The sequence below is a fragment of the Actinomycetota bacterium genome (assembly GCA_035697485.1).
Lineage (GTDB): Bacteria > Actinomycetota > UBA4738 > UBA4738 > HRBIN12 > JAOUEA01.
On the sequence record DASSCU010000024.1, the window covers coordinates 32,997 to 56,805 of the forward strand.

Consider the following 23,809-nt stretch of genomic DNA (forward strand, 5'->3'; position numbering starts at 1 on the left):
CCTGAGGGGGTCCTGATGCAAAGGAAGCTGATCGCGTTCATCGCCATGCTGTCGCTCGTCGTCGGTGGCTACGTTGCGGGCCAGGCGGGAGCTCGCAGGGGTGGCGACGACTCCACGACGCTGCCGGGCTTCAGCCGGGTCGTGAGTCTCAGCCACACGAACTCGCCGGCTCGGACGCCGCTGTTCCCGGGCGACCCGGCGTTCACGCTCACCACGGTGGCGACCGTCGAGGACGACGGCTTCTACATGCAGTACGTGCGCGAGGGTGAGCACACGGGCACGCACTACAGCGCCCCGTGCCACTTCCGAGACGGGAAGGCGTGCGCCGAGGATCTCGACGCCGCCGACTACGTGCTGCCGGCGGTGGTCGTCGACGTGCGGACCGAGGTCGCCGCCGACGCCGGTCACGTCGTCACGAAGGCCGACCTGCAGGATTGGGAAACCGCGCACGGGGAGATGCCCCCGGGCGCCGCGGTGATCCTCTGGACGGGGTGCGACGAGTTCTGGGGTCCCGAGCTCACGAAGGACGAGCCCACGTACTACAACTGCGGGCAGGCGGGCGCGAAGTTCAGTCAGCCCGGTTTCTCGAAGGCCGCCGTCCGGTGGCTGATCGAGACCGGCGTGCTGGCGAAGCGCGGCGCCCTCGGTACCGACACGTTCGGCCCCGACCCGTCCGCCGACGCGAGCTTCTCCGAGTCCTTCCTCACGCTGAACCGGCATCGGTTCACGCTGGAGAACCTCACCAACCTCGGCGAGATGCCCGCGACCGGCGGATGGATCGTGATCGGCGGTCCGGCGAACCGCCACGGATCAGGTGCGGCGAGCACGGTGTTCGGCCTGGTCCCCTGACGGGCGTCAGATCGAACGGTGCTCTTCCTCGTACTCGTAGCGCCCGCCGTCGATGCCGTCAGCACGACGGACGGTCGTGGACCGGTTGCCCATGAACGTCAGCACGAGTCCGATGACGGCGGTGACGACTCCCACCCAGAACAGGATGAGGCCGGCCGCATTGATGTCGAAGCCGTCGGCCTTGGCCGTCACGGCCCAGTACATGATCGCGCCCACGACGCCCAGCACGATGCCGAGCACCAGGATGCTGGTTCCGGTGGTACGACTCATCTGGTCCTCCTTCCGAGGTCTGGACGAGGTCTACCCCGGAAGGAGGGCGCCAAACTCGAAGCAACGACGAGGCGAGAGAGGAAGGAGGATCGTGATGAGCCAGCAGCAGCGCCGAGTCGTGGTCGTTCCCGTCGACGATCGCGTGGTCGGACCGGCGACCCCCGGGATCGAGCGCCAGCAAGCGCTCGCGACCGAGGGGTTGTGGGCGGGTTTCGTGCGGACCCGGCCCGGCATGATGTCGGGTTGGCATCACCACGGCGAGTTCGATACCGCTGTCTACGTGCTGTCGGGTGCGATGCGGTTCGAGTGGGGCTCAGCCGACGACGACGTCGCGGACGCCGGTCCCGGCGACTTCGTGCTGGTGCCGAAGCGGGTTGTGCACCGCGAGAGCAACCAGTCGGAAGGTCTCTGCGATGCGATCGTCGTGCGCGCGGGCCAAGGGTCGTCGTCGTTCAACGTCGAGGGCCCCGACGCGAGCTGACGATCGGGAGTCCTACGAGGCGGCGATAGCGCGACGACGCGCCAGGAACAACGCGACGAGGCCGACCACGACCAGCGCGAGAGCGACGATCGCAGCGGTGGCGGTGTCGCCACCCGTGAAGGCCGCACCCCCACCTACGCCCTCGACCACGTTCTCGGGCGGAGGCGCTTCCGTGTAGTCGGCGAGGGCGGTGCCGGCGAACGTGGACACGAAGGCCATCGCGCCGACCAGAACCGCGGCCAATCTCTTCATCGAACTCCCCTTCCATCGGGGCACGGACACGGGCGCCGTGTCGATATACCCCGAGCGTAAGTGGTGTCGCGTCACCGGGCCGCGGGGCGAAGGTCCCGACGGGAGCGGGACGTCGGAGTGCCTCGCCCACGGGCCGAAGGCACGGTCGGTGCCATGTCCGCACCTGATCTGTCAGGAAGCCGACCGCGTCGTGTCGCTCAGGAGACAGCGGATACGACGCTCCGGTGCGACGGTGGCGTCCACGACACCGGAGGGAGCCATGGGCCGCGAGAGCTCACGAGGTCGATCTGATGACGACCTCCACCCGAACCCGCCGACGATCCGTTGGACGAGCGCCGACCTGGAGAACGCGCCCGAGTACGTCCAGACGGCGTCGGAGGTCGGGTGGGCGATGCGGGAGAACGCGCTCGCCAAGGTGGCGCGTCGCGCCGCACATCGGCGGGGCGAGTTTCGATGGTACGAGTTCCGCGCGCGCCGCCGACACACGCGGTCGCGCTGAACGACCTCCACTCCTCATGAGGATCGGGCGACGGCCAGTTCGAGGAGCGAGTCGACCTCGGGGAGGTGCAGCTCGGCCTTGAGCGACGAGAAGACCGCCCGCGCCTCACGAAGCACCGTCAGCGACCCCGGATCGCCCATCGCGACGAGGCACCGACCTCTCCCGAGTAGCGATTGGGCTCGTTCGGGCACCGAGAACGTCCTCCAGCCTTCTTCCGCCATCGCGTAGAGCTCCTCGGCTCGGTCGAGCTCGCCGAGTGCTTCCGCGAGCTGCGCATCGACCATCTCGAGGGAGATGCGGCGCAGCGGCATCGGGGATTCCGGGATGCCGGTCATGAGCTGCTGCGCGAACTCGACACTCACCGCACCCATCGCTACCCGCGTGATCTCAGGGAAGAAGGCCATGTTGTTGAAATCCTCACGCATGTGCGGGTAGGCCTCGAGCTCGTGGAGCGCCTCGGCGGCACGATCGACATCTCCGGTCGCGAGCGCGACCTCGGCGACGACGGCCAACTCGACCACGGGCCACGGTGCATCGAACTCCTTCGTCGCCTGCTGGATGGCCAGGCTGAGTTCGGACGCGCGTGCGAGATCGCCATGCCACGTGGATACTTCGCACGCCAATACCTGACACACGAGGCGGACTTGGGCGGCGATATCCTGGCGATCTTCGGCGAGGTAGACGGTCGTCGCCTCCAACATCTCGGCCCACCGTCCCAGGTGGAAGAGAGCCTCGGATCGAGCTCCCACCTCGAGGAACTCGGTCATCATCTGCATCCCGCTCCGTCGAGCGAGGGCAGCGCCGAGCTCGATCTCGGAGAGGGCCTCGGCCGGACCCGAGGATCCCTGGAGCACCGTTGCGAGCTGATTGCGTCCCATGGCCGCAACGTTGACCGATCCCTGATCGATGGCGAGTTCGATGCCTTGATGGATGTCATCGATCCCGCCCATGTCACCGCTCCAGCAACGCGCCCCGCCGCGCTGGATCCTGGCCCACGGATGGTTCGGCAGGCCGAGCTCCTGGGCGAGGGCGAGCGACCGATCGGCCCAGTCGATCGCCTCGGCGTACTGGCCCGCTGAGGACACCCAGTTCGCCCGCAATGCGTAGGCGCTGACCAGTTCCTCCCCACGTGGAAGTCGCTCGAGCTCCGCGACAGCCTCATCGAGCAGGCGCCAATCGGTGTCCCCTGGCGCGATCGTCGTCCAGACGACGGCGAGCATCACCTTCGCATCGGCGGCTCGGGCCGGCCTGCCGGCTGCCAGCAGGGCGGGGATCGCCTCCTCGAGGAGCTCCCGGGACCGCCCGAAGTGACCACGGGACCACTCCACCCCGGCGAGATCGCGGAGGATCTCGGCACGGACCGGGTCACCTTCGGGGGCGAGTCCGAGCGCCCGCTCGTACATTGCCTGCGCTTGCGACGCCTCGAGGCCCCTCGCGCGATCGCCCGCGAGGACCAGGAAACGCAGCGCCTGTCGCTCCAAGCCCGACACCTCCCCGCCCGAGGCGCGCGTGAGCTCCAACGCTTCGAACCAGTGGTAGGCGAGCACGTCCGCGAGGTCCTCCACGCGCGCGCCGGCGCGCGCCTCGAGCCATCGCGCCACGGCGGTGTGCTTCTGGCCCCTGGCGGCCCGCGGGATCTGGGCGTAGGCGGCGTCGCGCACGAGCATGTGCCAGAAGGTGTATTCGCGCTCACCCTCCATCGACAACGTTCGCGAGGGGCGGAGGTACTGCTTCCTGGTGAGCTCGTGGAGGGCCTCGCGCACGTCAAGGCCATCGCGATCGCCCATCGCCTCGAGCGCCCCCGGCCAGAAGACCTTCCCGACGACCGAGGCATCGTGCAGAAGTCCCTTCCGATCCGGCGTCAGCGTGTCGAGCCGCGCCGAGATGATCCCGTGGATGCCTTCGGGGATCGCGACCTCGGCATCCTCGGCCAGCTCCCAGGTCTCCCCACGAGCCACCAGCAGGCCGCGGTCACGCAACATCCGGACGAACTCTTCGGCGTAGAGCGGGTTCCCTCCGGCCGCCTCCACGATCGGACGCCGTACTTCGGCCGACGGGAGGGTCGACCCGAGGAGTTCGCCGACCAGCATCGCCGTCTCCTCTCCGGAGAGGGGCGCCAGATCCACGACGGTCGCGTTGCGGAGCTCGCCGGCCCAGTGCTGGTTGCGCTCGGCGAACTCCGGACGCGCCGTGCAGACGAGGACCATCGGCACGGCCTCCGAGCGGCCCGCCACATGCTCCACGAACTCGAGGAGCGCGGGATCTGCCCAGTGGAGGTCCTCGAACACGAAGACGGCCCCACCGTGTTGGGCGAGTACCTCGAGGAATCGACCCCACGCGGTGAACGACTCCTCGCGTTCGGCGGTACTCGGCGGCTCGACTCCGACGAGCGGAGTGAGGCGGGCCTTGACCCACCCGAGCTCCTCGGACTCGAAGGGCAAGCCCTTGAGCGAGCGGTCGAGCTTCGTCTCCGCCTGTTCGGGCGAGTCGGAATCGAGGACCCCCGCCTCGGCCTTCACGATCTCGCCGAGGGCCCAGAACGCGATGCCCTCGCCGTAGGGCAGGCACCGTCCCCGGCGCCAGACCACGGTCCCGTCTCGCGCATCGACGAGGTGGGACAGCTCGTGGACCATGCGGCTCTTGCCGACACCCGGTTCGCCGACGATCGTGACGAGTTGGCGAGATCGCTGGCGGATCGCCTCGTCCAGCAGGTCCCCGAGCATCGCGCGTTCGGCATCTCGTCCGACGAGCGCGACCTCGTGTCGGCGCGTGATGTCGGTTCCGAACCGAGCACGAGCGGCGAGCGCCCTCCAGGCCGGCACGCGTCGGGCCTTGTTCTTGGCCGCGATCGCCTCGAGCGGCTCGTAGTCGAAGACGTCGCTCGTCGACAGATAGGTGGTCTCGCCGACCGCGATGCCGCCGATGGGCGCTCCGGTTTGCAGACGAGCGGCGGTGTTCACGACGTCGCCCGTGACGATGCCCTCCCCTCGCTCCGGGCGGGCTTCGAGCGCGACCACGACCTCGCCCGTATTGATCCCGACCCGAACCGAGAGGTCCGTTCCCCGGTCTCGGTTGAGTTGCTCGATCGCCTCGAGGATCCGTAGCCCCGCGTGGACCGCTCGCTCCGGATCGTCGTCGTGAGAGCTCGGCGCACCGAACACCGCCATGACGGCGTCCCCGATGAACTTCTCGACGGTCCCTCCGTACGACTCGATGTCCTTGCGGAGCACCTCGTAGTAGGGCCGCACGATCGCGCGGACGTCCTCGGGGTCGGCGAGCTCCGAGCGCGACGTGAAGCCGACCAGGTCGCAGAACAGGACCGTCACGACCTTCCGCTCTTCGGCGGACGCAAGGGGTTCGGCGAGCCGGGAGCCACACCCGTTGCAGAACTTCGAGTGCTCAGGGTTCCGGTTCCCGCACGCCATGCAGGTCGGCATGCATCGAGCGTATGCCTCGCCCGGGAACCGCGCTCGAACCGTGCACCCTCGACGCAGCGCATCGGCCACCGGTCGCGTTCGCGCATGGACGATCTCGATCGCTTCCTCGCGCTCGAGACACGCCGGCTCTCGCTCATCAGCACCCGCGTGGAGCCGTTCGACGCGGGCACCGCGTACTTCGACGACGCCTATCCGGAGCGGTTCGTCTCCAACCTGCTCGTCGTCGATGACGCAGGCGGCATCTCGGGCGACGAACTGATCGGGATGGCGGACGACATCCTGGGTCGGTCAGGATCGCTCCATCGCTTCGTGAAGGTCCTGGATGACGGGGCTCGACACCTGGCCCCGACGTTCCGCGACGCGGGGTACGAGCCCGGGCGCATCGTCGGCATGGTCCTTCGAAGGCCGCCGGATCGTCCCGCGGGCCTCGAGGTCGAGGAGTGTTCGTTCGACGCCGTCCTGCCGCTCACCGAAGAGATCTATCGGAGGGAACTGCCGTCGGCACCCGAGACCGCGGCCCGGTTCGTCGAACAACACGCGGCGTGGGATCGCATCCTCGGCACACGACGCTTCGTCGCTCGGATCGACGGAAGCCCGGCCGGGCAGTGCGAGCTGTACCTGATCGGCCCCGGCGCGCTCGTCGAATTCGTCGACACCCTGCAGGAGTACCGGGGGCGAGGGGTGGCACGGGCCGTCGTGCTCGCGGCGGCCGAGGCGGCGAGACGAGCGGGCGCGGAGCGGATCTTCATCGGCGCGGAAGAGGACGACTGGCCGAAGTCCCTGTACGAACGTCTCGGGTTCGACCACATCGGCGGGACGTGGGAGTTCATGCGCCGACCCGGCGTCTAGAGCCAGGGGATCTTCACGCCGGCACGGTACGCATCCCAGTCGGCGCCGAAGGCCTCCGCCAGCTGCGCCTCTTCCTCGGGGGCGTACCGTCGGCACGCGACGTACAGCACGATGCCGATGGCCGCCCCCAGCCACGTGTTCAGCAGGAAGCCGGCCCACGGGATCACGAGGAGCGCCACGCTCGTGTAGATCGGGTGCTTCACCCATGCGAACGGCCCCGTCGTGATCAGCTCGCCTCGGGGCACCTTGGTCAGGATCAGCATCGCCGACCACAGCCAGATCGCGACGCCGGGGATGAGCACCGCGATCGAGACCGTCCTCAGCGCATCGGACGGGCCGCCGACTTCGAAGATCGACGGGAACGCGATGTTCAGGATCACACCGACGATCACGACCGGCATCGTCGCCAGTATGATCTTGTCGCCGCTGCCGACGAGTTCCTTGAGCGTCACGCTCGATCGGCGACGGTCAGCCGGTCCGCGAACGCCTCGACCTTCTGCTGCCATCCTTCCTCCAGCGGTCCCTTGATGTCGGTCACGTAAACCCTGTCCTCGCCCACCGAGACCAGGCCCTTGCGCTGCAGCAGCTCGTGCATGATCGGCCGGACCCGTTGGTACGTGCAGATCTCCTCCTCGGTGGGCATGCGGCCGGTCTTCTTGTCGGGTTGCGGCGCCATCTCGGTGGTGAGAAGCGCATACCTCGCGCCGGAGGGCAGGCGCAGGTCCTTCAGGAAGCGGCGCATCGAGCGGATCGGCTTGCCCATACGGCCGGGCGAGCTGAACACGTACAGGTCGGCCGGTGAGAGTTCCTTCGGATTCACGTCTGCGATGTGATGGACATCGACCGTCGCGCCCCGGGTCGTCATGCGCTCCTTGAATCCCTCGGCGGCCGTGGCCCCGTTGCCGTACTTCGAAGCGTGCATGTACTCGATCTTCACGACGTTCCCCCCTTCCGCTCGAGGGCGGTCGAAGACCCTCACCCTCACGGTGGCAGGGCGCGGGGTGCGGCACCTAGGGCCTTCGGACCTCCATCGGCCGGACGTTCCGCGAGGGGGCAGCGTGCCCCCGGCGGCCGGATCAGGCCTTCGGTCGGGTGCGGCGGCGTTCCTCAGAGATCGCGTGTGCGGCGCTCGCGGCCTGGGGAAGCCCGGTCACCGTGGCGAGGAACTCCTCCTGGTCCAGAGCCCACACGGCGCCGTCGCTCGTGGCGCGCACGGTGGCGGTGCGCGGCACGTCGTGCAGCAGCGCGATCTCGCCGAAGTAGTCGCCCTCGACGGCGGTGGCGATCGCCTCGCCGTCGCGGACGATCTCGAACGACCCGGCATCGACCGCGTAGAAGCGGTCCCCGATGTCGCCCTGGCGGATCACCTCGGTTCCCGAGGGCACCCTGATCAGGTCGAGCTGCCGGGCGATGCGCTCGAGATCCAGCGGTGGCAGCGGCGCGAACATCGGGATCCGGCGCAGCAGCGCCAGCTGGCGCTCGGGCACCACGGTGCGCTCGTCGATGCGACGCAGCCCGGGGAGTGTCGCGAGCGCGGCCACGAGCATCACTCCGCCGCAGGCGGCGAATGCAGGCCCGAGCCCGAGCCATCGCTCGAGCAGGGGTGCGGCCGCGGCACCCGCACCGTACCCGAGGAGCCAGAGCGCCTCGACCGCGCCGAACACGCGTGTGAGCACGTCGCCGCGCACGGTGCGCTGCAACAGCGTGCGGCAGAGAACGTCCATCAGCGTGATCGCCGATCCGTACACGATCGAGGCGATCGTGACGACGAGCACCGTGGCCGTCACGCCGTAGAGCACCGCGCTCACCGTGAACCACGCGGCCGAAAGCACGATCGCCAATGCGAGACGCCGCCGGGCCGCGAGCACGACCGATGCGGCGGCGCCCACGAGGAGCCCGACGCTGATCATCGTCGTCACGTAGCCCACGCCCGGATCGCCGAGCGCGAGCTCCTCGAGCGCGAGCGGCACCGTGAGCACACCGACCGCCCCCACCGTCGCGGTGAGCACCGCGGTGATCGCAACGGGCGGTCGCGCGTCGGGCGACCGCACCACCGTCGTGAGGCCGTGCCACGCGTCGGTGAGCAGGGACCAGGGCCGGAACGCCTCTCGAGCACGTGCATCAGTTGGGGCGTGCACCCCGAGCGTGGTCACGACCGCGAGGAAGAGCGAGAGGGCGGCGAGCCCGTACACGGCGCCGGCGCCCGAGACCGCGAGCATCACTGTGGAGGCGATCGATCCGATCGTGCCCCCGACGCCTTCCATCAGCGACGAGACGGAGTTGGCGGCGGCGAGCTCCTCAGGCGTGCGGGCGAGCCCAGGCAGCAGCGCGTGGTGGTTCGGCCGGCCGGTCGTGTACGTGATCGCCGCGAGCGTTGCGAGCCCGTACACGAGAACAGCGGCGGCGTCGGTGGCGATCGCGATGCCGACCGCGGCGGTCGTGACCGCCTGGGCGAGGTACCCGAACCGCACGACCCGCTCCTTCGGGAACCGATCGCCGAGCGAGGCCACCAGCGGGGCGAGGATGCCGGCGGGCACCATCAGCAAGATCGTGACGAACCCGGCTGCCCGCGTGCCCCCACGATCGAACGCGTAGACGAGGATCGCCACCCACATCGCGGGTTCCGCGACGTTGAACAACAGGAACGCCAGCTCCATGCGGGTGATGGGCCTGTTCCCGAGCACGCCCCTGAGGGCGCGGAGCGGCGGACCGAGGTGCGCGAGCAGCCGGTTCACGCACGGAGGGTACGCGTCGGCGAACTCGGCTCGCAGCCGCGGGTCGGGGGCGGGATCGTCAATTCCCCGGCGACACGCAGACGTTGAGCAGCGCGGTCAGCAGGATCGAGGCGACGACCGAGATCACGATCATCGTGAGGCAGCCCAGCCCCCCTCCGAGGGGGCGGATGTCCCAGCGGCCGATGCGCATGCTGCGGGCCTCCTCTCAGCTGATGCCCTGCGACATCGGTATCACGTGATGCGGCTCGGGGTCGCACCTTGCCTCCGCAACTCGGCAGGGACCTCCGGAGTGGTACCTGCGACGGAACACGGAGGTCCTTGCCGAGTCGCCGGACGGAACCCATAGCCACCCGGCCGGAACGGGAGAGCGCCGTCCGCGGCGGCCGAGCGGGTCTTCGTCGGCGGCTACACCGACCTGTGGCGCCACGACGACTTCACGACGATCGCCTACGCCGCGTCGCAGGGAGACGCAGAAGGGCCGGGACCCTGAGGTCCCGGCCCGTTCCGTCGCTGCTTCCCCTCGAGCGCTCCCCGCCTCTGACGAGGCTTCGTCCGGTCGACCAGGCCGGAACCCGAAGGGTCGGTGAGCTGGTGTGGATTTGCCGGTCGCCCGGCATGCGGGCGGGAGGTGATCCCGGCCCGCGAGGGACGGCTCAGCAGCCAGTCACCTCGAGGGTCTCGAGCTGTTCATGCAAGCTGGACCACCTCCTTCCTCTCGTACCGCACATCGTGCCGCAGGCCTCGCGTTATGGCAATGACGTCGACCCACTCGCTTGACGCCGAGGGCCGAAGCGTCAGGCGCCGAACCAGCGCGCTCGTCGGTCGGCACCGAACGCCGCCTTCTCGGCGGCTGTCGCCGCGGTCGGAGCGGTGAACGCCGTGATCGGGTGGCCCGGCGTCGAGAAGAAGTCGACGTCGATGCGGGCGACCTCGTCGTCACCGAACTCGATCCAGCACGCGCCGGTGCCGTCGAAGCCGGCGGGCTCGTCCCACCCGCGGATGCGTGCGATCAGCTGGTCGGCAACCACGCGGGCCGCGCGCTCGGCGAAGACGCCGGCCCTGGGCGTGCCCACGCTCGTCACATCGCCCACCGCGTACACGCCGGGGAAGCGGGTCGCGAGCGTTCCCTTGTCCACGGGGATCCAGCCGTCCTCCGTCATGCCCGACGCCTCGACCACCGCGGGCGCCCGGTGCACCGGGACGCCGAGGAAGAGGTCGTAGGGCAGGCGCGTGCCGTCGTCGAGCACGGCCTCGTGCGTGGCCTGGTCGAGCGATGCGACCTTCCGGTCGGGCACGAACTCGATGCCGCGCTCGGCGAACCTCGCGAGGATCGCCTCCGAGGTCTCGGGCGCGGGTGGGATCGGCCTGCCGAACGGCATCACGACCTGGATCCGGACGTCGTGGCGGACTCCGCGCTCGCGTGCGTACTCGTCGAGAAGCAGCGCCGCCTCACTCGGCGCCGGCGGGCATTTGAACGAGGGTCCGCAGACGCCCACGATCGCCGTGCCCGACCGGAACGACGGGAGCACCTCGCGCAGAGCCTCGGCTCCCGTGAACGAGTAGAACTCGTTCCCGGCTTCGGTGAGTCCCGGTGTGGCCGGGAGGTCGTAGTCGGCGCCGAGCGCCACCACCACCACGTCGGCCTCATAGGTGTCGAGGTCGGTCACGATCCGACGGGCCTCGGGGTCGATCGCGGTGACGGTCTCCTGCCGGAATCGCACGCGCGGCGTGGTGATGTCCCCGTACCGGAGACGGACCGCGTCCGGAGCGCGGGTACCGAACATCACGTCGAGCTTGGAGAAGCCGAAGACGAACGCGTCGGCCCGGTCGATCAGGGTGACGTCGACCTGGTCGCCGAGCTCCTCCGACAGCCGAGTGGACAGTTCCAGGCCACCGAAGCCGGCCCCGAGGACGAGCACAGAAGTGGACATGCCCAGAGGATAGGCCGACGGATCAGAACCCCTCGTCGAACTCCTCGTCGGTCACGGGCTCGCCCCACTCGACCGCGCCGGCGGTCACCGCCACGTGCACCATCGGCGCCGTGCGCGATCCCCCGTGGAAGTGCCACTCGTCGGGACCGACGTGGATCACGTCGCCCGGTTCGAGCGCGTGGCCCGCCTCGCCGCGCGTGCGCACGCGGCCGCGTCCGCTGATCGCGTAGAGGAACTGCCCGGCGGGGTGGCGGTGCCAGCGCGTGCGGGCATCGGGTGCGAAGTGCACGACTCCGACGGTCGTGCCGGCCCCGTCGCCGAGCGCCGATCGGATCCACACCTCGCCGGTGAACCGGGCCTCGTCGCCCCGTTCGAACGTGCCGTCGATCGCCGGTGCGACATCCATCGCTGCCTCCTCTTCCGATCTAGCTCGTGAACACCACCGGTCGCATCGCCGGCGGTGTGTTGCGGCTCTTCGTGAAGCGCGGGACCCCGTCGATGACCGACGTGACGACTGCGGGCGTGTCCCCGATCCCGAGGGCGTCGAGCGCGTCGTCGGCCTGCGAGCCGAGCGGGGCGTCCATCACGAGCAGGTCGGCCTCCCGACCCGCCGCGACGACGCCGGTGTCGAGGCCGTGCAGGGATGCGACGTTCCCCGTGGCGGCGGCGACCGCCACCGCCGGCTCCACCCCGCCGAGCGAGGCCACCCACGAGATCGCCCTGAGCATGCCGAGCGGCTGCACGCCGGATCCAGCGGGGCTGTCGGTGCCGATCACGAGGCGGTCGAGCTCCGACCGGCTCGCGACGAGGGCCGCGGCCTCCCCGGCGGCCTTCACGTTCCCGTTGTGAACCACCTCGACCCGCGACGAGGTCTCCGCCAGGATGCGTTCGACGTGGTCGAGCGGCAAGGCGGTGGGTCCTCCGTTCACGTGGCCGGCCACGTCGGGCTGCACCGCCACCACGAAGTCGGCACCGACGATGCCGCTGCCGGGGATCGACGCGCCGCCGGTGTGCACCATGACGCGCATGCCGTGCGCCTGCGCCCAGCGGGTCATCCGGGCGGCCTCGTCGGGATCCTTCACGCCCGAGATGCCGATCTCGCCGACGAGGTCGACGCCGGCGGCGGCCATCTCCGCGAAGTCGTCCTCGGTCAGTCCCGGTTCCAGCAGCACGGCCCCCGCGTGCACCTTCACCCCCGAGGGCCGGAGCTTCGCGAACGCGTTGTGGGCGAGGATCGCGAGGGCCTTCACGCTCGCCGGATCGGTCGGACGCCCTGGCGTGTGCGGCTCCCCGGCCGAGATCATCGTCGTCGTGCCGCCGTGCAGGTAGGAGTCGATGAACCCGACCTGGGTCTGTCGCGGCGTGAAGTCGCCGAGCACCGGGTGCGTGTGATCGTCGCAGAGGCCCGGGGTGACGGTCGCGCCGGCGGCGTCGATCACCGTCGAGATGCCCGAGGGGTCGGCGCCGGCCTCGGCGCCGACGAACTCGATCACGCCGCCGCGCACGACGACCGTGTCGCCCTCGGCGATCGGGGCCGCCACGTCGCCGCTCACGATCGTGCCGGCGTTGCGGATCACCAGGTCGCTCACCGCAGGCCGTCTTCCCCCGCGATCTCCGAGACCTGCAGCCCTCCGACCCGCGGCAGCGGGCGTCCTCCGTCGGTGACGGCGACGGCGATCACCAGCTCGTCGTCGGCCGGCGCATCGACGATGCGCAGCTCGACGGCGTCGAAGTGGCTGCGCACGAACGCCGCGTCCTTGTAGTGGAGCGGCACGTCGAGCGTGACCCCGGGACCTCCCCGCTTCTTCGACGACGGGATGATCGCCTTCCCCCCGCCGCACGCGTCACGCAGCGGCGCCCCGAACTCCGGGTGCAGGAAGGCGGCCACGTGCTCGAGCTCACCCTTCATGCCCGCGATGCCGCCCTTCCCGTAGCTGTGCACCGGACGGCCGGCGAGCTGCTCGACCGCGGTGACGGAGAGCAGCCGCGAGAGCTCGACGCTGTCGGCAATCATCTCTCCGAGGTCCTCGACGTAGCGGCCGGCGAACGGGTTCTGCAGCACGGCGGCGGTGACGACCCGGCGGATCGGCGGGTCGACCGCCTGCCCGACCTCGCGCCGCACGTCCTCGACGATCGAGACGACCTTCCGGATGTCCGTCGCCATCACCCCCCGACGGCGGACGCTAGCACGGGGGTCGCGACGGTCGCGACCCGGTCGCCGAGGCAGAGCACCGCGGCGGCGATCAAGCCCCCGGCCCGCATCCGCTCGGCCTCGGTGCCGCCCGCGCGCAGGGCGCGGGCGACTTCGGCGTCGGTGAGCGCGCCCACCTCCGCCGTCACCATGGTCGAGCCGAGGTCGGTGTCCGGTTCCAGCTCGTTCGCGGGCACGCGCCGGATCGACCGGTGCCCGGGCAGATCGACCGCGTTGGCGATCAGGGTCGCGGCGGCGTCGGCCCGGGCCGCGGTGTCGGCCAGGACCGTCACGGCGTCGGCGATGCCGAGCGAGAAGCTCCGGCCGTGACGCCCGCTCGTCGCGACCCCGCGCACGGGATCGTCGTGGCGCACCGTGGCCTTGCCCAGCAGCGCCGGCCGGTCCGGCACCGGCACGAGCCCCACGTCGAGGGTCTCGCCGGGCGTCAGGAACAGGGCGATGTCGCCGCCGTCGTTCACGAAGGCGCGGCGCAGCTCGCCGCCGCTCACCATCACCGCGCAGATCTCGTCGGCGACGGCCCCCGCGACGGCCGCCATCGGCGTGATGAACCGATCGCCGAACGGGCGAACGGCCGCGGCCATGCGCCTCGCCACCCGGCCTGTGAGCGCCTCGCCCTCGCCGAGCGGTCGGCGCAGGGTGGGCAGCTCGGCGACCAGCTCGTCAAGCAGCGGCTGGAACCGCTCCCAGGCGCGCCGGTAGGCGTCGGCCACCTCGACCGGTGGACCCCACGCCTCGACGATCAGGTCGATCGGGCCGTGCTGCAGGTGCAGGCGCGACCCGTCGGGCGTCGTCGCCGCGACCGGCCCGCTCATGCGCGACGCACGTCCGGTCGCGCGAGCACGTCGTCCAGGGTGACGATCGCGTCCATGTGTCCGCCGAGCGCCGCGTAGGCGTCGCGGCGCATCGTGAACTCGAGCGGGGCGACCACCGCGGGCGTGGGCACGTAGCCGAACGCGCCCGGCGGCACGAGCGTCACGTCGACCATGAACGTGATGCCGCCCCCCGGCCAGACGTAGACGGGCGCCCCCCCGCACGTGACCCTCGTGATCGTCTGACGAACCGCGCGGGTAAGAGCCACGGGGTTCTCCGTGGCGCCGGCCCGCAGCGAGCCGCCTGCACCCGCGATGAACAAGACGGACGTCAGAGCCGGTTCGCAGTTCTCCGTGATGCGCTCGACCGACCGGCGCAGATCGTCCGGGAGCGGCGCCGGCACGGGCCGCAACTCGTCGTCGAGCACGAAGTACGCGTGGTGCTCGCCCGTCGTCCCGATCATCAGCACCGTGAGGCCCGGCCGGGCCACCTCGGGGTCGAACTCGTCGAGGATCGTGAGCGGATCCTCGATGTCGGTGCCGCCCCACCCGGTGCCGGGCTTGGCCACGTTGAAGTAGCGGCCGGGCGTCGACCGGCGTCCCTTGACCGTGATGCCGGTCGCGGGGATGTCGAGGTAGCGCCCCGCCTGGTGCTCGGAGAGCACGCCGGTGATGTGGTCGTCGAGGACCACCACCTCGTCGACGTGCTCGTACCACTGCTGCGCGAACATGCCGATCGTCGCCGAGCCGCACCCCACCCGCATGCGTTCCTCCACGACGCCGTTGATGACCGGCGGCTCACCTGCCCGCAGCACGAGGTCGGACCCTTCGTCGACCGAGAGCTCGACCGGCTCGCGGCTGCAGAGCGCGAGCAGCGTCTGCATCGTCGCCATGCCCTCGCGTTTGGTGCCACCGGTGAGGTGGTTCACGCCGCCGAGCGAGAGCATCTGCGACCCGTACTGACCGGTCGTGACGTGGCCGACGGCCTCCCCGCGAGCACGCACGAGCCGGCGCTCGGCACCCACGTGGCGATCGGTGTCGATCTTCACGTCGACGCCGCAGTAGCTGAAGATCGCCTCGGTCACGACCGTCACCGTGTCGACCCCTGCGACGCTCGACGACACGATGAACGGCGCCGGCTTGTAGTCGGGATACGTCGTGCCCGATCCGGCGCCGGTCACGACCACGTCGCCGGTCTCGACGAGCTCGCCGTCCCAGTCGGACTCGCGGGCGGCGAACGGCACCAGGGCGCCGCCCCGTTCCTGCGTGCGCTCGAGCACCAGCAGCGGGTCGAGCCGCGCGAGCACCCCGTCGACGTTGCCGTAGCGATCGCACGAGCCGGCGCGCCCGGGCTTGATCACGCACCGGATCGGGCAGGCGTCACAGACGACGGTGTCGTGGGCCGGCTCGGCGGTCATCGCGAGACGCCTCCCTGCGCGATCGCGGCGAGCACGCGATCTGGCGTCGCCGGCAGCCGACGCACCCCCGCGCCCACCGCGTCACGGATCGCGTTGAGGATCGCGGGGGCGGTCGGGATCAGCGTGTGCTCGCCGATGCCCTTCGCGCCGTACGGCCCGGCAGGGTCGCCGGACTCCACGAGGATGCTCATGACCTCGGGCACGTCGCCGATCGTGGGGATCAAGTAGTCGTGCAGGTTCTCGTTCCCGCCGGGAACGTACTCCTCCATCAGCGCCATGCCGACGCCCTGGGCGATGCCGCCCTCGATCTGGCCCTCGACGAGCGTCGGGTTCACCGCCCGCCCGACGTCGTGGGCCGCCGTGATGCGGCGCAGATGCACCGTGCCGAGCTCGAGGTCGACGTCGAGCTCGGCGAGGTGCGCGCCGTACCCGAACTGCGCGTAGGGGTCGCCCTGGCCGTCGGCGTCGAGGACCGTGGTCGGCGGGTCGTAGGTCTCGCTCGCGACCGCCACCAGACCGTCGGCGTCGGCGTCGAGCGAGGCGAGATCCATGGTCGTCATCGCCCCGCGATCGTGCACGACCAGGCGGGGACCGTCGAGCTCGAGGTGGGCCTCGTCGGTGGCGCCCGCGAGCACCAGCAGTCGCTCCCGGAGCGCCGTCGCCGCCATGAACGTCGCGTTCCCCGACACGAACGTCTGCCTCGACGCGGAGCTCTTCCCCGCGTCGGGCGTCGAATCGGTGTCGGCGCCGAGCGTGACGATGCTCGAGATATCGATGCCGAGCGCGTCGGCGCAGATCTGCGTCATGACCGTGTTGGCGCCCTGCCCCATGTCGATCGCACCCTGGAAGAGCGCTACGCGCCCGTCGCTACGGAGCCCGACCTTGATCGTCGAGGGGTTCGCGAGCGCCGTGTTCCCGCAGCCGTACCACATGCCGGCGAGCCCGACGCCGCGCCGGGCCGACGATGGCGAGGCATTCGCCTCGGTCGCCTCCGCGACGGCCCGTTCCCGGTGCGGCCGCAGGGCCTCGAGGCACTCTCGGTAGCCGACGCCCGACGCGAAGACCTGACCGGTGACCGTCGGCACCCCTTCGGTGAGCGCGTTGCGGTACCGGAACTCGAGTCGATCGATGCCGAGCGCATCGGCGAGCTCGTCGAACAGGCACTCCTGGGCGACGGTCGACTGTGGCACGCCGAACCCGCGGAACGCGCCCGCCGGCGGCCCGTTCGTGTGCACGGCGACGGTCCGCGCACGATACGCGTCGTAGACGTAGGGGCCGCCGGCGTGCACCGGCACGCGGTTGGCGACGGTCGGCCCCCACGACGCGTACGCGCCGGTGTCGAACTCGCCCGTGAAGTCCAGCGCCCTCAGGCGTCCGTCGCGCGTCGCGCCGACGCGAACGCGCAGCCGCGAGGGATGCCGCTTCGTGGTCGACATCATCGACTCGGGGCGGGTGTAGGCGAGCCGCACCGGACGGCCCAGCTTCCACGCGGCGAGCGCGAGGAACGGCTGCACCGAGAGGTCGAGCTTGCTGCCGAACCCGCCGCCGACCGCGGTGGGCTTGATCCGCACCGCGCCGTCGGGGAGCCCGAGGATCGCCTCGAGCTCGGCACGGTCCATGTGCGGGGATTGCGTCGTCGCCTGCACCTCGACCCGGTCCCCGACGCGCTCGGCGTACCCGGCCTCGGGCTCGATGTAGGCGTGCTCGATGAAGACGGTCTCGAACACGCCCTCGACCTCGACGTCCGCCGACGCGAGCGCGGCGTCGACGTCGCCGCGACGCACGTTGCCGCGCACGAGCACGTTCCGGTCGCGCTCGTCGTGCATCCTCGGCGCGTCGGAAGCCTGCGCGTCGTCGATCGACAGCAGGGGCGGCAGCTCGTGCCAGGTGACCGGGAACGACGAGAGATCCTGGGCCGCCATCGCCGCCGGCTCGCCGACGACCATCGCGACCGCTTCGCCGCGGAACCGCACCGCGCCCTCGGCGAACACCGGCTGGTCCGCGGTCGCCGGGATCACGCCGAACCGGTTGCGGCCGTCGATGTCGGCCGCGGTCAGCACCGCCTCGACGCCCGGCGTGGCGTCGGCGTAGGCCGCCAGGTCGCCGAGGGTGAAGCTCGCCCGATGGTAGGGCGAGCGCACGACGCGGATCGCGAGTGCCCCGTCGGGCGCCTCGTCGGCGCCGAAGATGTCGATGCCGCGCACCTTGCGGTCGCCGTCGACCCGCCACACACGCTGCCCCACGGCCTTGCCGACCGGAGGGGACGGCGCCTCGGAAGGCTCGTCCACCCGGGCACCGATCACGGCCGCGACGATCTTCCGGTAGCCGGTGCACCGGCAGAGCACACCCCCGAGGGCGTCCATCACCTGCGACTCGGAGGGGCTCGGCGTCGCCCGCAGCAGTGCCGCCGACGCGACCAGCATCCCCGGCGTGCAGATGCCGCACTGCGCGCCGCCGTGGGCGTGGAACGCCCACTGGAGGACCTCGATCTCGCCGCTCGCGTCGAGCCCCTCGAGGGTGTCGACGTGCCGACCCTCGAGGCTTCCCACCGACGTCATGCAGGCGGCGACCGGAGCGCCGTCGACGAGCACCGTGCACGCGCCGCAGTCGCCGGCATCGCACCCCACCTTCGTCGCCGTGAGTCCGAGGTCGTCACGCAGCGCCTCGCTCAGGCGGCGCGCGGACCGCTCGAGCGTCACCGAGGATGCGTTCACGGTGAACGTGGTGGACCCGCTCACCGGTCGTCTCCACAGCTCGCGATCACGCGACGCACGAGCACCGAGGCTGCCGCCCGCCGGTAGTCGGCCGGCGCGCGGACGTCGTCGATCGGGTCGAGGGCCTCGACGTGCCGGACGACCGTCGCCATGTCGACGTCGGCCGGCGCCCGGCCCACGAGCTCCGACTCGAGCGACCGCAGCCGCTGCGCCACCGGCGAGCACGCCCCCACGGCCACCCGGGCCTCGGCGATGGCGCCGTTCGCGTCGGGGAGGACGACGGCCGACACCATCACGACCGAGATCACGAGGTAGCGCCGCAGGCCCAGCTTGAAAAAGGCCGAACGCGCGCCGTCGGCCACGCGGGGGACGACCACGGCGGTCAGCAGCTCGTCGGGGCCGAGCGCCGTCTGCCGATAGCCGGTGAGGAACGACTCGAGCGCGAGCGATCGGGTGCCGCTCGCCGAGGTCAGGTCCACCGACGCGTCGAGGGTGAGCAGCGCGGGGACGCCGTCGGCGGCCGGCGAGGCGTTGCACAGGTTGCCGCCGATCGTGCCCGCCTGTTGCACCTGGACGGCGCCGACCTCGCGCGCGGCGGCCCGGAGGCCGTCGAACGCCGGTGGCAGCGCGGCGGCGGCCACGTCGGCCCAGCGCGTGAGGGCACCGAGGCGGACGCCGCCGGGCGTCTCGACGATGCCTCGCAGGTCGGTGAGCCCGCCGATGTCGACCACACGCTCAGGCATGGGCCGTCCGACGTGCTGCGGGTACAGGTCGGTCCCTCCGGCCAGCACCGTGTAGCCCGCGCCCCGCATCTCGAGGGCGGCGGCGAGATCGGCCGGCACCACGTAGTCCACGGGCATCGCTCCCCTCGCGGAGCTTACCCAGCGGGAGTCAGGTGAGGACGTGCTCTCGATGAGGGATCCGTCAGTCCCAGAGCAGGCCGTGCTGCATCGCGAACATCGCCGCGGCTGCCCGCGTCGAGACGCCGATCTTCCCGTAGATGTGCTGCACGTGGTGCTCGGCCGTGCGCGGCGAGATCACGAGCGCCTGGGCGACCCCTCGGTTGGACTCGCCACGCGCCACCAGTCGCAGCACCTCGACCTCGCGATCCGACAATCCCGCCGGCCAGGTGTGCTGCCTCACCGGGCGTGAGCGTCCGGCCGCGGCGAGCACCGCCTCCACGCATTCGGAGTCGAAACGGCCCTCCAGCAGCTGCGAAGACACGACGTCGGCGGCCCGTTCGGGATCCAAGGCCGCGCGATAGGGGCGCGGCTGCGTCATCGCCTGGAACGCGTCGGCGACCGCGATCACCCGGGCGGCCGGGGGCGTGTCCGCGGCCGTGGCCCCGCGATGGTAGCCCGAGCCGTCCAGCCGCTCGTGGTGCATCGAGGCCGGGCGAGCGAGCGGCTCGAGCGAGCTCGAGCGCATCAGGATGCGTTCGGTGTGGTAGGGGTGCAGCCGGACACGCTCCCACTCGGTCGTGCTCAGCGGACCACGCTTCTCCCAGACGACGGCGCCGACCGCGGTACGACCGAGATCGTGCAACAGCCCTGCGAGGCGCACCGAGCCGGGATCGGGCAATCCGAGGCGTTCGGCCGCGCTCGCGGCGAGGCCCGCGACTCCCGAGGAATGCCCCAGGGTGACCGTGGACCTGAGGTCGACCATGTCGGCGAACGCCTCGGCCACGTGTTCGAGCCGGCCGGCTTCCACCGTGCGCACGGGCGTCGGCTCGGCGTCGAGCACCGCCGTCCACGGATCCTCGTCGTCGAGACGCTCCAGCATCTTCGGGCCGATCGCCCGGAAGGCCTCGACCGCCGCCGGGTCGAACATGCCGCCCGAGCGACGATCCATCATGGCGAGCGCCCCGTCGACCCCCCCGAGCCGATGGAAGATGACAGCCTGGGTCGCAGGCTCGGCGACGCGGGCCGCGAAGGCGATGTCCTCGCCGGCGAGCCCCTGTGGTGCGCCCTTGCCGTCCCAGCGCTCGATCGTTTGGTACAGGGCCTGCGTGACGTCCTCGCCGAGGTGCAGCCGCTCGGACATCTGGGTCGCCACCTCGCAGATCGCCTGGAAGATCGCCATCGTCTCGGCCCGACCCGTGGCGGTGCGGACCACGTGGCCCGTCCGCCGCAGTCCGGTGCCGCGGCCGACCGCACTCAGGAACGCGAGCAGTTCCCGCGGGTCGGCGTCGTCGGTCCGCTCGGCCAGCGGACGCATGGCGAGGTCGTCGCCGAAGAGCCTGGTTTCCTCGTGTGACGTGGCCGTGCAGCCGAGGTGCTTCAGCAACGTCGTGTAGTAGACGCATGCGACGTCGGCGTCGGACGCGTCGAGGTGCCGGGCCATCGCGGTCGCCAGCACGCATGCGCGGACCGCCTTCTCCGGCGGCTGGCCCATCGCCAGGTCCGTCGTGAGGGAGAGGGCCGCGAGCAGGTCCGCGAGACGGAGCGCGTCCGGCACGTCGACCCAGCATGGCACCCGGACCCCTTCGAGCCAAGATGGGCAGTCCTACCGATGCGCCGGCGTGCGTGCGTGCCTGACCCTCGGGACACGGAAGCCACGAGGAGGTCCCGAGATGGCACAGACCGTGAGCGCCGCGTCGAGCGAGACAACCACGGCGGCGGCCCGCCCAACCCTGTTCACGCGCTCCTTCGTCATCGTGGCGTTGGCCGAACTCGCCTACTTCACGGCCGACGGCATGCTGTTGCCGGCTCTGCCCCGTTACGTCGAGGGGCCCCTCGGCAGCGGCAACATCGCGGTCGGGCTGGTAGTCGGCGCGTTCAGCCTGTCGGCCTTCTTCCTGCGTCCGTGGGCCGGTGGGGTCGCCGATCGCCGAGGGCGACGCCTGCTGATGGTGGCCGGCGCGTCCTTGTTCGCCGTGTCGGTCGCCGGCTACTTCTTCGCGACGTCGGTCGAGGTGCTGGTGGCCATGCGGCTGCTGACCGGGGCCGGCGAGGCGCTGTTCTTCGTCGCCGCGCTCGCCGCGAACGTGGATCTGGCCCCCCCGGAGCGCCGCGGCGAGGCGTTCAGCTTCGCCTCGCTCGCGCTGTACATCGGCCTCGGAGCGGGACCGTTCATCAGCGAGGCAGCGATCGAGACCCTCGGCTTCGACGCGGTCTGGATGGGTGCGATCGGCCTCGCTGCGGTCGCGGTCGGGCTCGCACTCCTGCTCCCCGCGATGACGCCCAGCGACAGCGGCGCCCTCGAGCGGCACCGGCTGATCCACCCGGCGGGGCTGCTGCCCGGCGTCGTGCTCGCCGCGACGATCTGGGGCATGGCGGGGTTCCTGACGTTCGTGCCCCTGTACGCGCTCGACCTCGGCATGAGCGGCGCGGGACTGGTGCTCGGACTCTTCTCGGGCATCGTCGTGGTGATCCGCAGCATCGGCGCGCGCATCCCCGACCGGCTCGGCGCGGCGCGCTGTACCCGGAGTTCCCTGGTGCTGACGGCGTTCGGCCTGGCCACGATCGGCATGTGGCAGGCGCCCACCGGACTCGTCGCCGGCGCGGCGATCCTCGGCGTCGGCATCGCGCTGTTCACCCCGGCGCTCTTCGCGCTCGCCGTGGAAGGGATCGCCGAGAACGAACGGGGCGCGGTGATGGGCACGACGAGCGCGTTCCTCGACGTCGGGTTCGGCCTCGGCCCCGCGACGCTCGGCTTCGTCGCCGCCGCGTTCGGCCGGAGCGGCACGTTCATCGCCGGTTCGATCGTGGCCGTCGCGGGACTGGCGGTCGTGGTCTCGACCAACCTGGGGAGGAGTGCCTCTAGCATGCGCGGGTGCGCATCCTGATCTGGCACGGCTGGTTGCTCGAGGGTTCCGGATCGAACGTCGTCACTGCCCGCACCGCGGAAGCGTGGCGGGCAGCCGGCCACGACGTCGTGCTCCTGTGCCAGGAGCGTCACCCCGAGCGCCACCCGTGGATCGATGCCGACGGCCTGATCGACGGGGGCGGCCCGAGCGAGCTGACGGAGCGTGGCTCGACCCCCGGCGCGGATGTCGGGCGATGCGCACTGCTGCGACCGGTGATCGGGGCGATGCTGCCGGTCTTCGTCGTCGACCGCTACGAAGGGTTCGACGACGTGCGCCGGTTCCCCGACCTGTCGGACGAGGAGCTCGAGCGCTATCTGCGGGCGAACGTCGATGCGCTGCGGGCCGCTGCCGAGTGGCAGGGCAGCGAGATCGTCGTGACGGGCCACGCGATCCCGGGAGCCGCGATCGGGCGTCGGGCGCTGGGGGCCGGGCGCTACTTGGCCAAGATCCACGGCAGTGACCTCGAGTACGCGGTCCGCTTGCAGGATCGCTACCGCGATCTGGCCGGGGAGGGGCTCGGCGCCGCCCGGGCGGTGCTCGGATCCGGCAGCGAGGTGCTCGAGCGATGTGCCGGCCTCGTCCCAGAGATGCGCGACCTCGGTCGCGTCGTCGCGCCCGGGGTCGACGTGGACGCCTTCCGGCCTCGCCCTCGCGTCGAGGCGCTGGTCGACGTCGCCGGCCGGCTCGCACGCGACCCCGACACGGCCCGCGGCCGGCCCTCGGTCACCGACGCGCTGGTCGAGGGGGCGCTCGAGGGGAGGGACGCGGCGGCGCTCGATGCGATCGCGGGAACGTACGACCAGGCCGTGCCCGAGCCCGATGCGGCTGCACGGCTGCGCGAGCTCGCCGACGGCGACACGCCGATCGTCGGCTACCTGGGGAAGCTGATCCCGCAGAAGGGCGTCGAGCTCGCACTCTGTGCGCATCGGGGGTTGGCGCACGACACCGAGATGCTGGTCGTCGGCTTCGGCTCTCACCGGGAGTGGCTGGCGGCCCTCGTGAGCGCGCTTGGCCGGGACGACCGGGCGGCGCTCGGGTGGTTGCGCGATGTCGGCGGCATGCCGCTCGGCGACACGCGCCCTGCGGTCGAAGGCGCCCATCGAGCGGTGACCTTCACCGGGCGGCTCGATCATCGGTACGCCCCCGATGCTCTCGCCGCGATGGACGTGATGGTGGTGCCGTCGATCCTGCACGAGGCGTTCGGCATGGTGGCCGCCGAGGCGGCCGCGGCGGGCGCCCTCCCGATCGTCGCCCGACACTCCGGCCTCGCCGAGGTAGCCGGGGCACTCGAGTCCGCGGTCGGGCGTCCGGGGATGTTCTCGTTCGATCCGGACGAGGACGCGGTCGACATGCTCGCGACGAGCATCGATGGGATCCTGGCGTTGCCTTCCGAGGAACGAGACGAGCTGCGCCGAGACGTGAGCGCGTTCGTCAGGCGCGAGTGGACGTGGCAGCAGACCGCCGACAGGATCCTCGCCGCCTGGTGAGTCCCGCCCTTTGCCCTCTAGCGCAACCGACCCCGGCGGCGTTAGGGTCGTTCCGGCA

Annotated in this window: 21 protein-coding genes; 5 read left to right on the forward strand and 16 right to left on the reverse strand. The window is 71.2% G+C overall.

Annotation, left to right across the window (positions count from 1 at the left end):
- Positions 1-15 precede the first annotated feature (15 nt).
- Positions 16-849, forward strand: a complete 834-nt coding sequence (locus VFI59_06925) for a cyclase family protein (GenBank protein ID HET6713424.1) — start codon at positions 16-18, stop codon at positions 847-849.
- A gap of 6 nt (positions 850-855) precedes the next feature.
- Here the strand turns inward: VFI59_06925 and VFI59_06930 are convergent, their stop codons facing one another.
- Complete coding sequence (locus VFI59_06930; protein HET6713425.1) at positions 856-1,119, reverse strand: hypothetical protein; 264 nt, start codon at positions 1,117-1,119, stop codon at positions 856-858.
- Positions 1,120-1,213: 94 nt separating this feature from the next.
- On the opposite strand from VFI59_06930, the gene VFI59_06935 reads away from it, so the two are divergent.
- Positions 1,214-1,600 carry a cupin domain-containing protein gene (locus VFI59_06935; protein ID HET6713426.1) on the forward strand — a complete coding sequence of 129 codons (387 nt, stop codon included), beginning with the start codon at positions 1,214-1,216 and terminating at the stop codon, positions 1,598-1,600.
- 12 nt (positions 1,601-1,612) lie between these two features.
- On the opposite strand, the gene VFI59_06940 is transcribed toward VFI59_06935, so the two are convergent.
- Positions 1,613-1,852 carry an LPXTG cell wall anchor domain-containing protein gene (locus VFI59_06940; GenBank protein ID HET6713427.1) on the reverse strand — a complete coding sequence of 80 codons (240 nt, stop codon included), beginning with the start codon at positions 1,850-1,852 and terminating at the stop codon, positions 1,613-1,615.
- Between the two features lie 513 nt (positions 1,853-2,365).
- On the reverse strand, positions 2,366-5,788 hold the full coding sequence (locus VFI59_06945) for an adenylate/guanylate cyclase domain-containing protein (GenBank protein HET6713428.1): 3,423 nt from the start codon (positions 5,786-5,788) through the stop codon (positions 2,366-2,368).
- 84 nt (positions 5,789-5,872) lie between these two features.
- Here VFI59_06945 and VFI59_06950 point away from each other — a divergent pair, with 84 nt between their 5' ends.
- Positions 5,873-6,637, forward strand: a complete 765-nt coding sequence (locus VFI59_06950) for a GNAT family N-acetyltransferase (GenBank protein ID HET6713429.1) — start codon at positions 5,873-5,875, stop codon at positions 6,635-6,637.
- Here the strand turns inward: VFI59_06950 and VFI59_06955 are convergent.
- The 13 genes from VFI59_06955 to VFI59_07015 all read right to left on the reverse strand — a co-directional run bounded on the left by VFI59_06955 (position 6,634) and on the right by VFI59_07015 (position 20,913).
- Entirely contained in the window at positions 6,634-7,089 is a 456-nt protein-coding gene (locus VFI59_06955) for an isoprenylcysteine carboxylmethyltransferase family protein (GenBank protein HET6713430.1), read from the reverse strand. The two genes, VFI59_06950 and VFI59_06955, sit on opposite strands and share 4 nt — an antisense overlap.
- Positions 7,086-7,574 carry a hypothetical protein gene (locus VFI59_06960; GenBank protein HET6713431.1) on the reverse strand — a complete coding sequence of 163 codons (489 nt, stop codon included), beginning with the start codon at positions 7,572-7,574 and terminating at the stop codon, positions 7,086-7,088. Before VFI59_06960 ends, VFI59_06955 begins: the two co-directional genes overlap by 4 nt.
- Before the next feature lie 139 nt (positions 7,575-7,713).
- Entirely contained in the window at positions 7,714-9,372 is a 1,659-nt protein-coding gene (locus tag VFI59_06965) for an MFS transporter (protein ID HET6713432.1), read from the reverse strand.
- 58 nt (positions 9,373-9,430) lie between these two features.
- The gene (locus VFI59_06970) at positions 9,431-9,562 is read right to left on the reverse strand and encodes a hypothetical protein (protein HET6713433.1); all 132 of its coding nucleotides are present in this window, start codon (positions 9,560-9,562) and stop codon (positions 9,431-9,433) included.
- A 604-nt stretch (positions 9,563-10,166) separates the two neighbouring features.
- A complete protein-coding gene (locus tag VFI59_06975) occupies positions 10,167-11,303 on the reverse strand; it encodes an FAD-dependent oxidoreductase (GenBank protein HET6713434.1) in 1,137 nt (378 codons plus the stop codon).
- Between the two features lie 22 nt (positions 11,304-11,325).
- On the reverse strand, positions 11,326-11,709 hold the full coding sequence (locus VFI59_06980) for a cupin domain-containing protein (protein ID HET6713435.1): 384 nt from the start codon (positions 11,707-11,709) through the stop codon (positions 11,326-11,328).
- A 19-nt stretch (positions 11,710-11,728) separates the two neighbouring features.
- Positions 11,729-12,892 carry an amidohydrolase family protein gene (locus tag VFI59_06985; protein HET6713436.1) on the reverse strand — a complete coding sequence of 388 codons (1,164 nt, stop codon included), beginning with the start codon at positions 12,890-12,892 and terminating at the stop codon, positions 11,729-11,731.
- Positions 12,889-13,467 (reverse strand): amino acid synthesis family protein, encoded by a 579-nt coding sequence (locus VFI59_06990; GenBank protein HET6713437.1) that lies wholly within the window; start codon positions 13,465-13,467, stop codon positions 12,889-12,891. Before VFI59_06990 ends, VFI59_06985 begins: the two co-directional genes overlap by 4 nt.
- A complete protein-coding gene (locus tag VFI59_06995) occupies positions 13,467-14,327 on the reverse strand; it encodes a UPF0280 family protein (protein ID HET6713438.1) in 861 nt (286 codons plus the stop codon). The genes VFI59_06990 and VFI59_06995 overlap by 1 nt, the downstream gene beginning before the upstream one ends.
- Positions 14,324-15,742 carry a 6-hydroxynicotinate reductase gene (locus VFI59_07000; protein ID HET6713439.1) on the reverse strand — a complete coding sequence of 473 codons (1,419 nt, stop codon included), beginning with the start codon at positions 15,740-15,742 and terminating at the stop codon, positions 14,324-14,326. The genes VFI59_06995 and VFI59_07000 overlap by 4 nt, the downstream gene beginning before the upstream one ends.
- The gene (locus tag VFI59_07005; GenBank protein ID HET6713440.1) at positions 15,739-18,480 is read right to left on the reverse strand and encodes a molybdopterin cofactor-binding domain-containing protein; all 2,742 of its coding nucleotides are present in this window, start codon (positions 18,478-18,480) and stop codon (positions 15,739-15,741) included. The genes VFI59_07000 and VFI59_07005 overlap by 4 nt, the downstream gene beginning before the upstream one ends.
- Positions 18,477-19,316, reverse strand: coding sequence for an FAD binding domain-containing protein (locus VFI59_07010; GenBank protein ID HET6713441.1), 840 nt, complete (start codon positions 19,314-19,316; stop codon positions 18,477-18,479). Before VFI59_07010 ends, VFI59_07005 begins: the two co-directional genes overlap by 4 nt.
- Before the next feature lie 64 nt (positions 19,317-19,380).
- Positions 19,381-20,913 (reverse strand): HD domain-containing phosphohydrolase, encoded by a 1,533-nt coding sequence (locus tag VFI59_07015; protein ID HET6713442.1) that lies wholly within the window; start codon positions 20,911-20,913, stop codon positions 19,381-19,383.
- Between the two features lie 115 nt (positions 20,914-21,028).
- On the opposite strand from VFI59_07015, the gene VFI59_07020 reads away from it, so the two are divergent.
- Complete coding sequence (locus tag VFI59_07020) at positions 21,029-22,243, forward strand: MFS transporter (protein HET6713443.1); 1,215 nt, start codon at positions 21,029-21,031, stop codon at positions 22,241-22,243.
- The gene (locus tag VFI59_07025) at positions 22,231-23,751 is read left to right on the forward strand and encodes a glycosyltransferase (GenBank protein ID HET6713444.1); all 1,521 of its coding nucleotides are present in this window, start codon (positions 22,231-22,233) and stop codon (positions 23,749-23,751) included. Before VFI59_07020 ends, VFI59_07025 begins: the two co-directional genes overlap by 13 nt.
- The last annotated feature ends 58 nt before the right edge of the window (positions 23,752-23,809 follow it).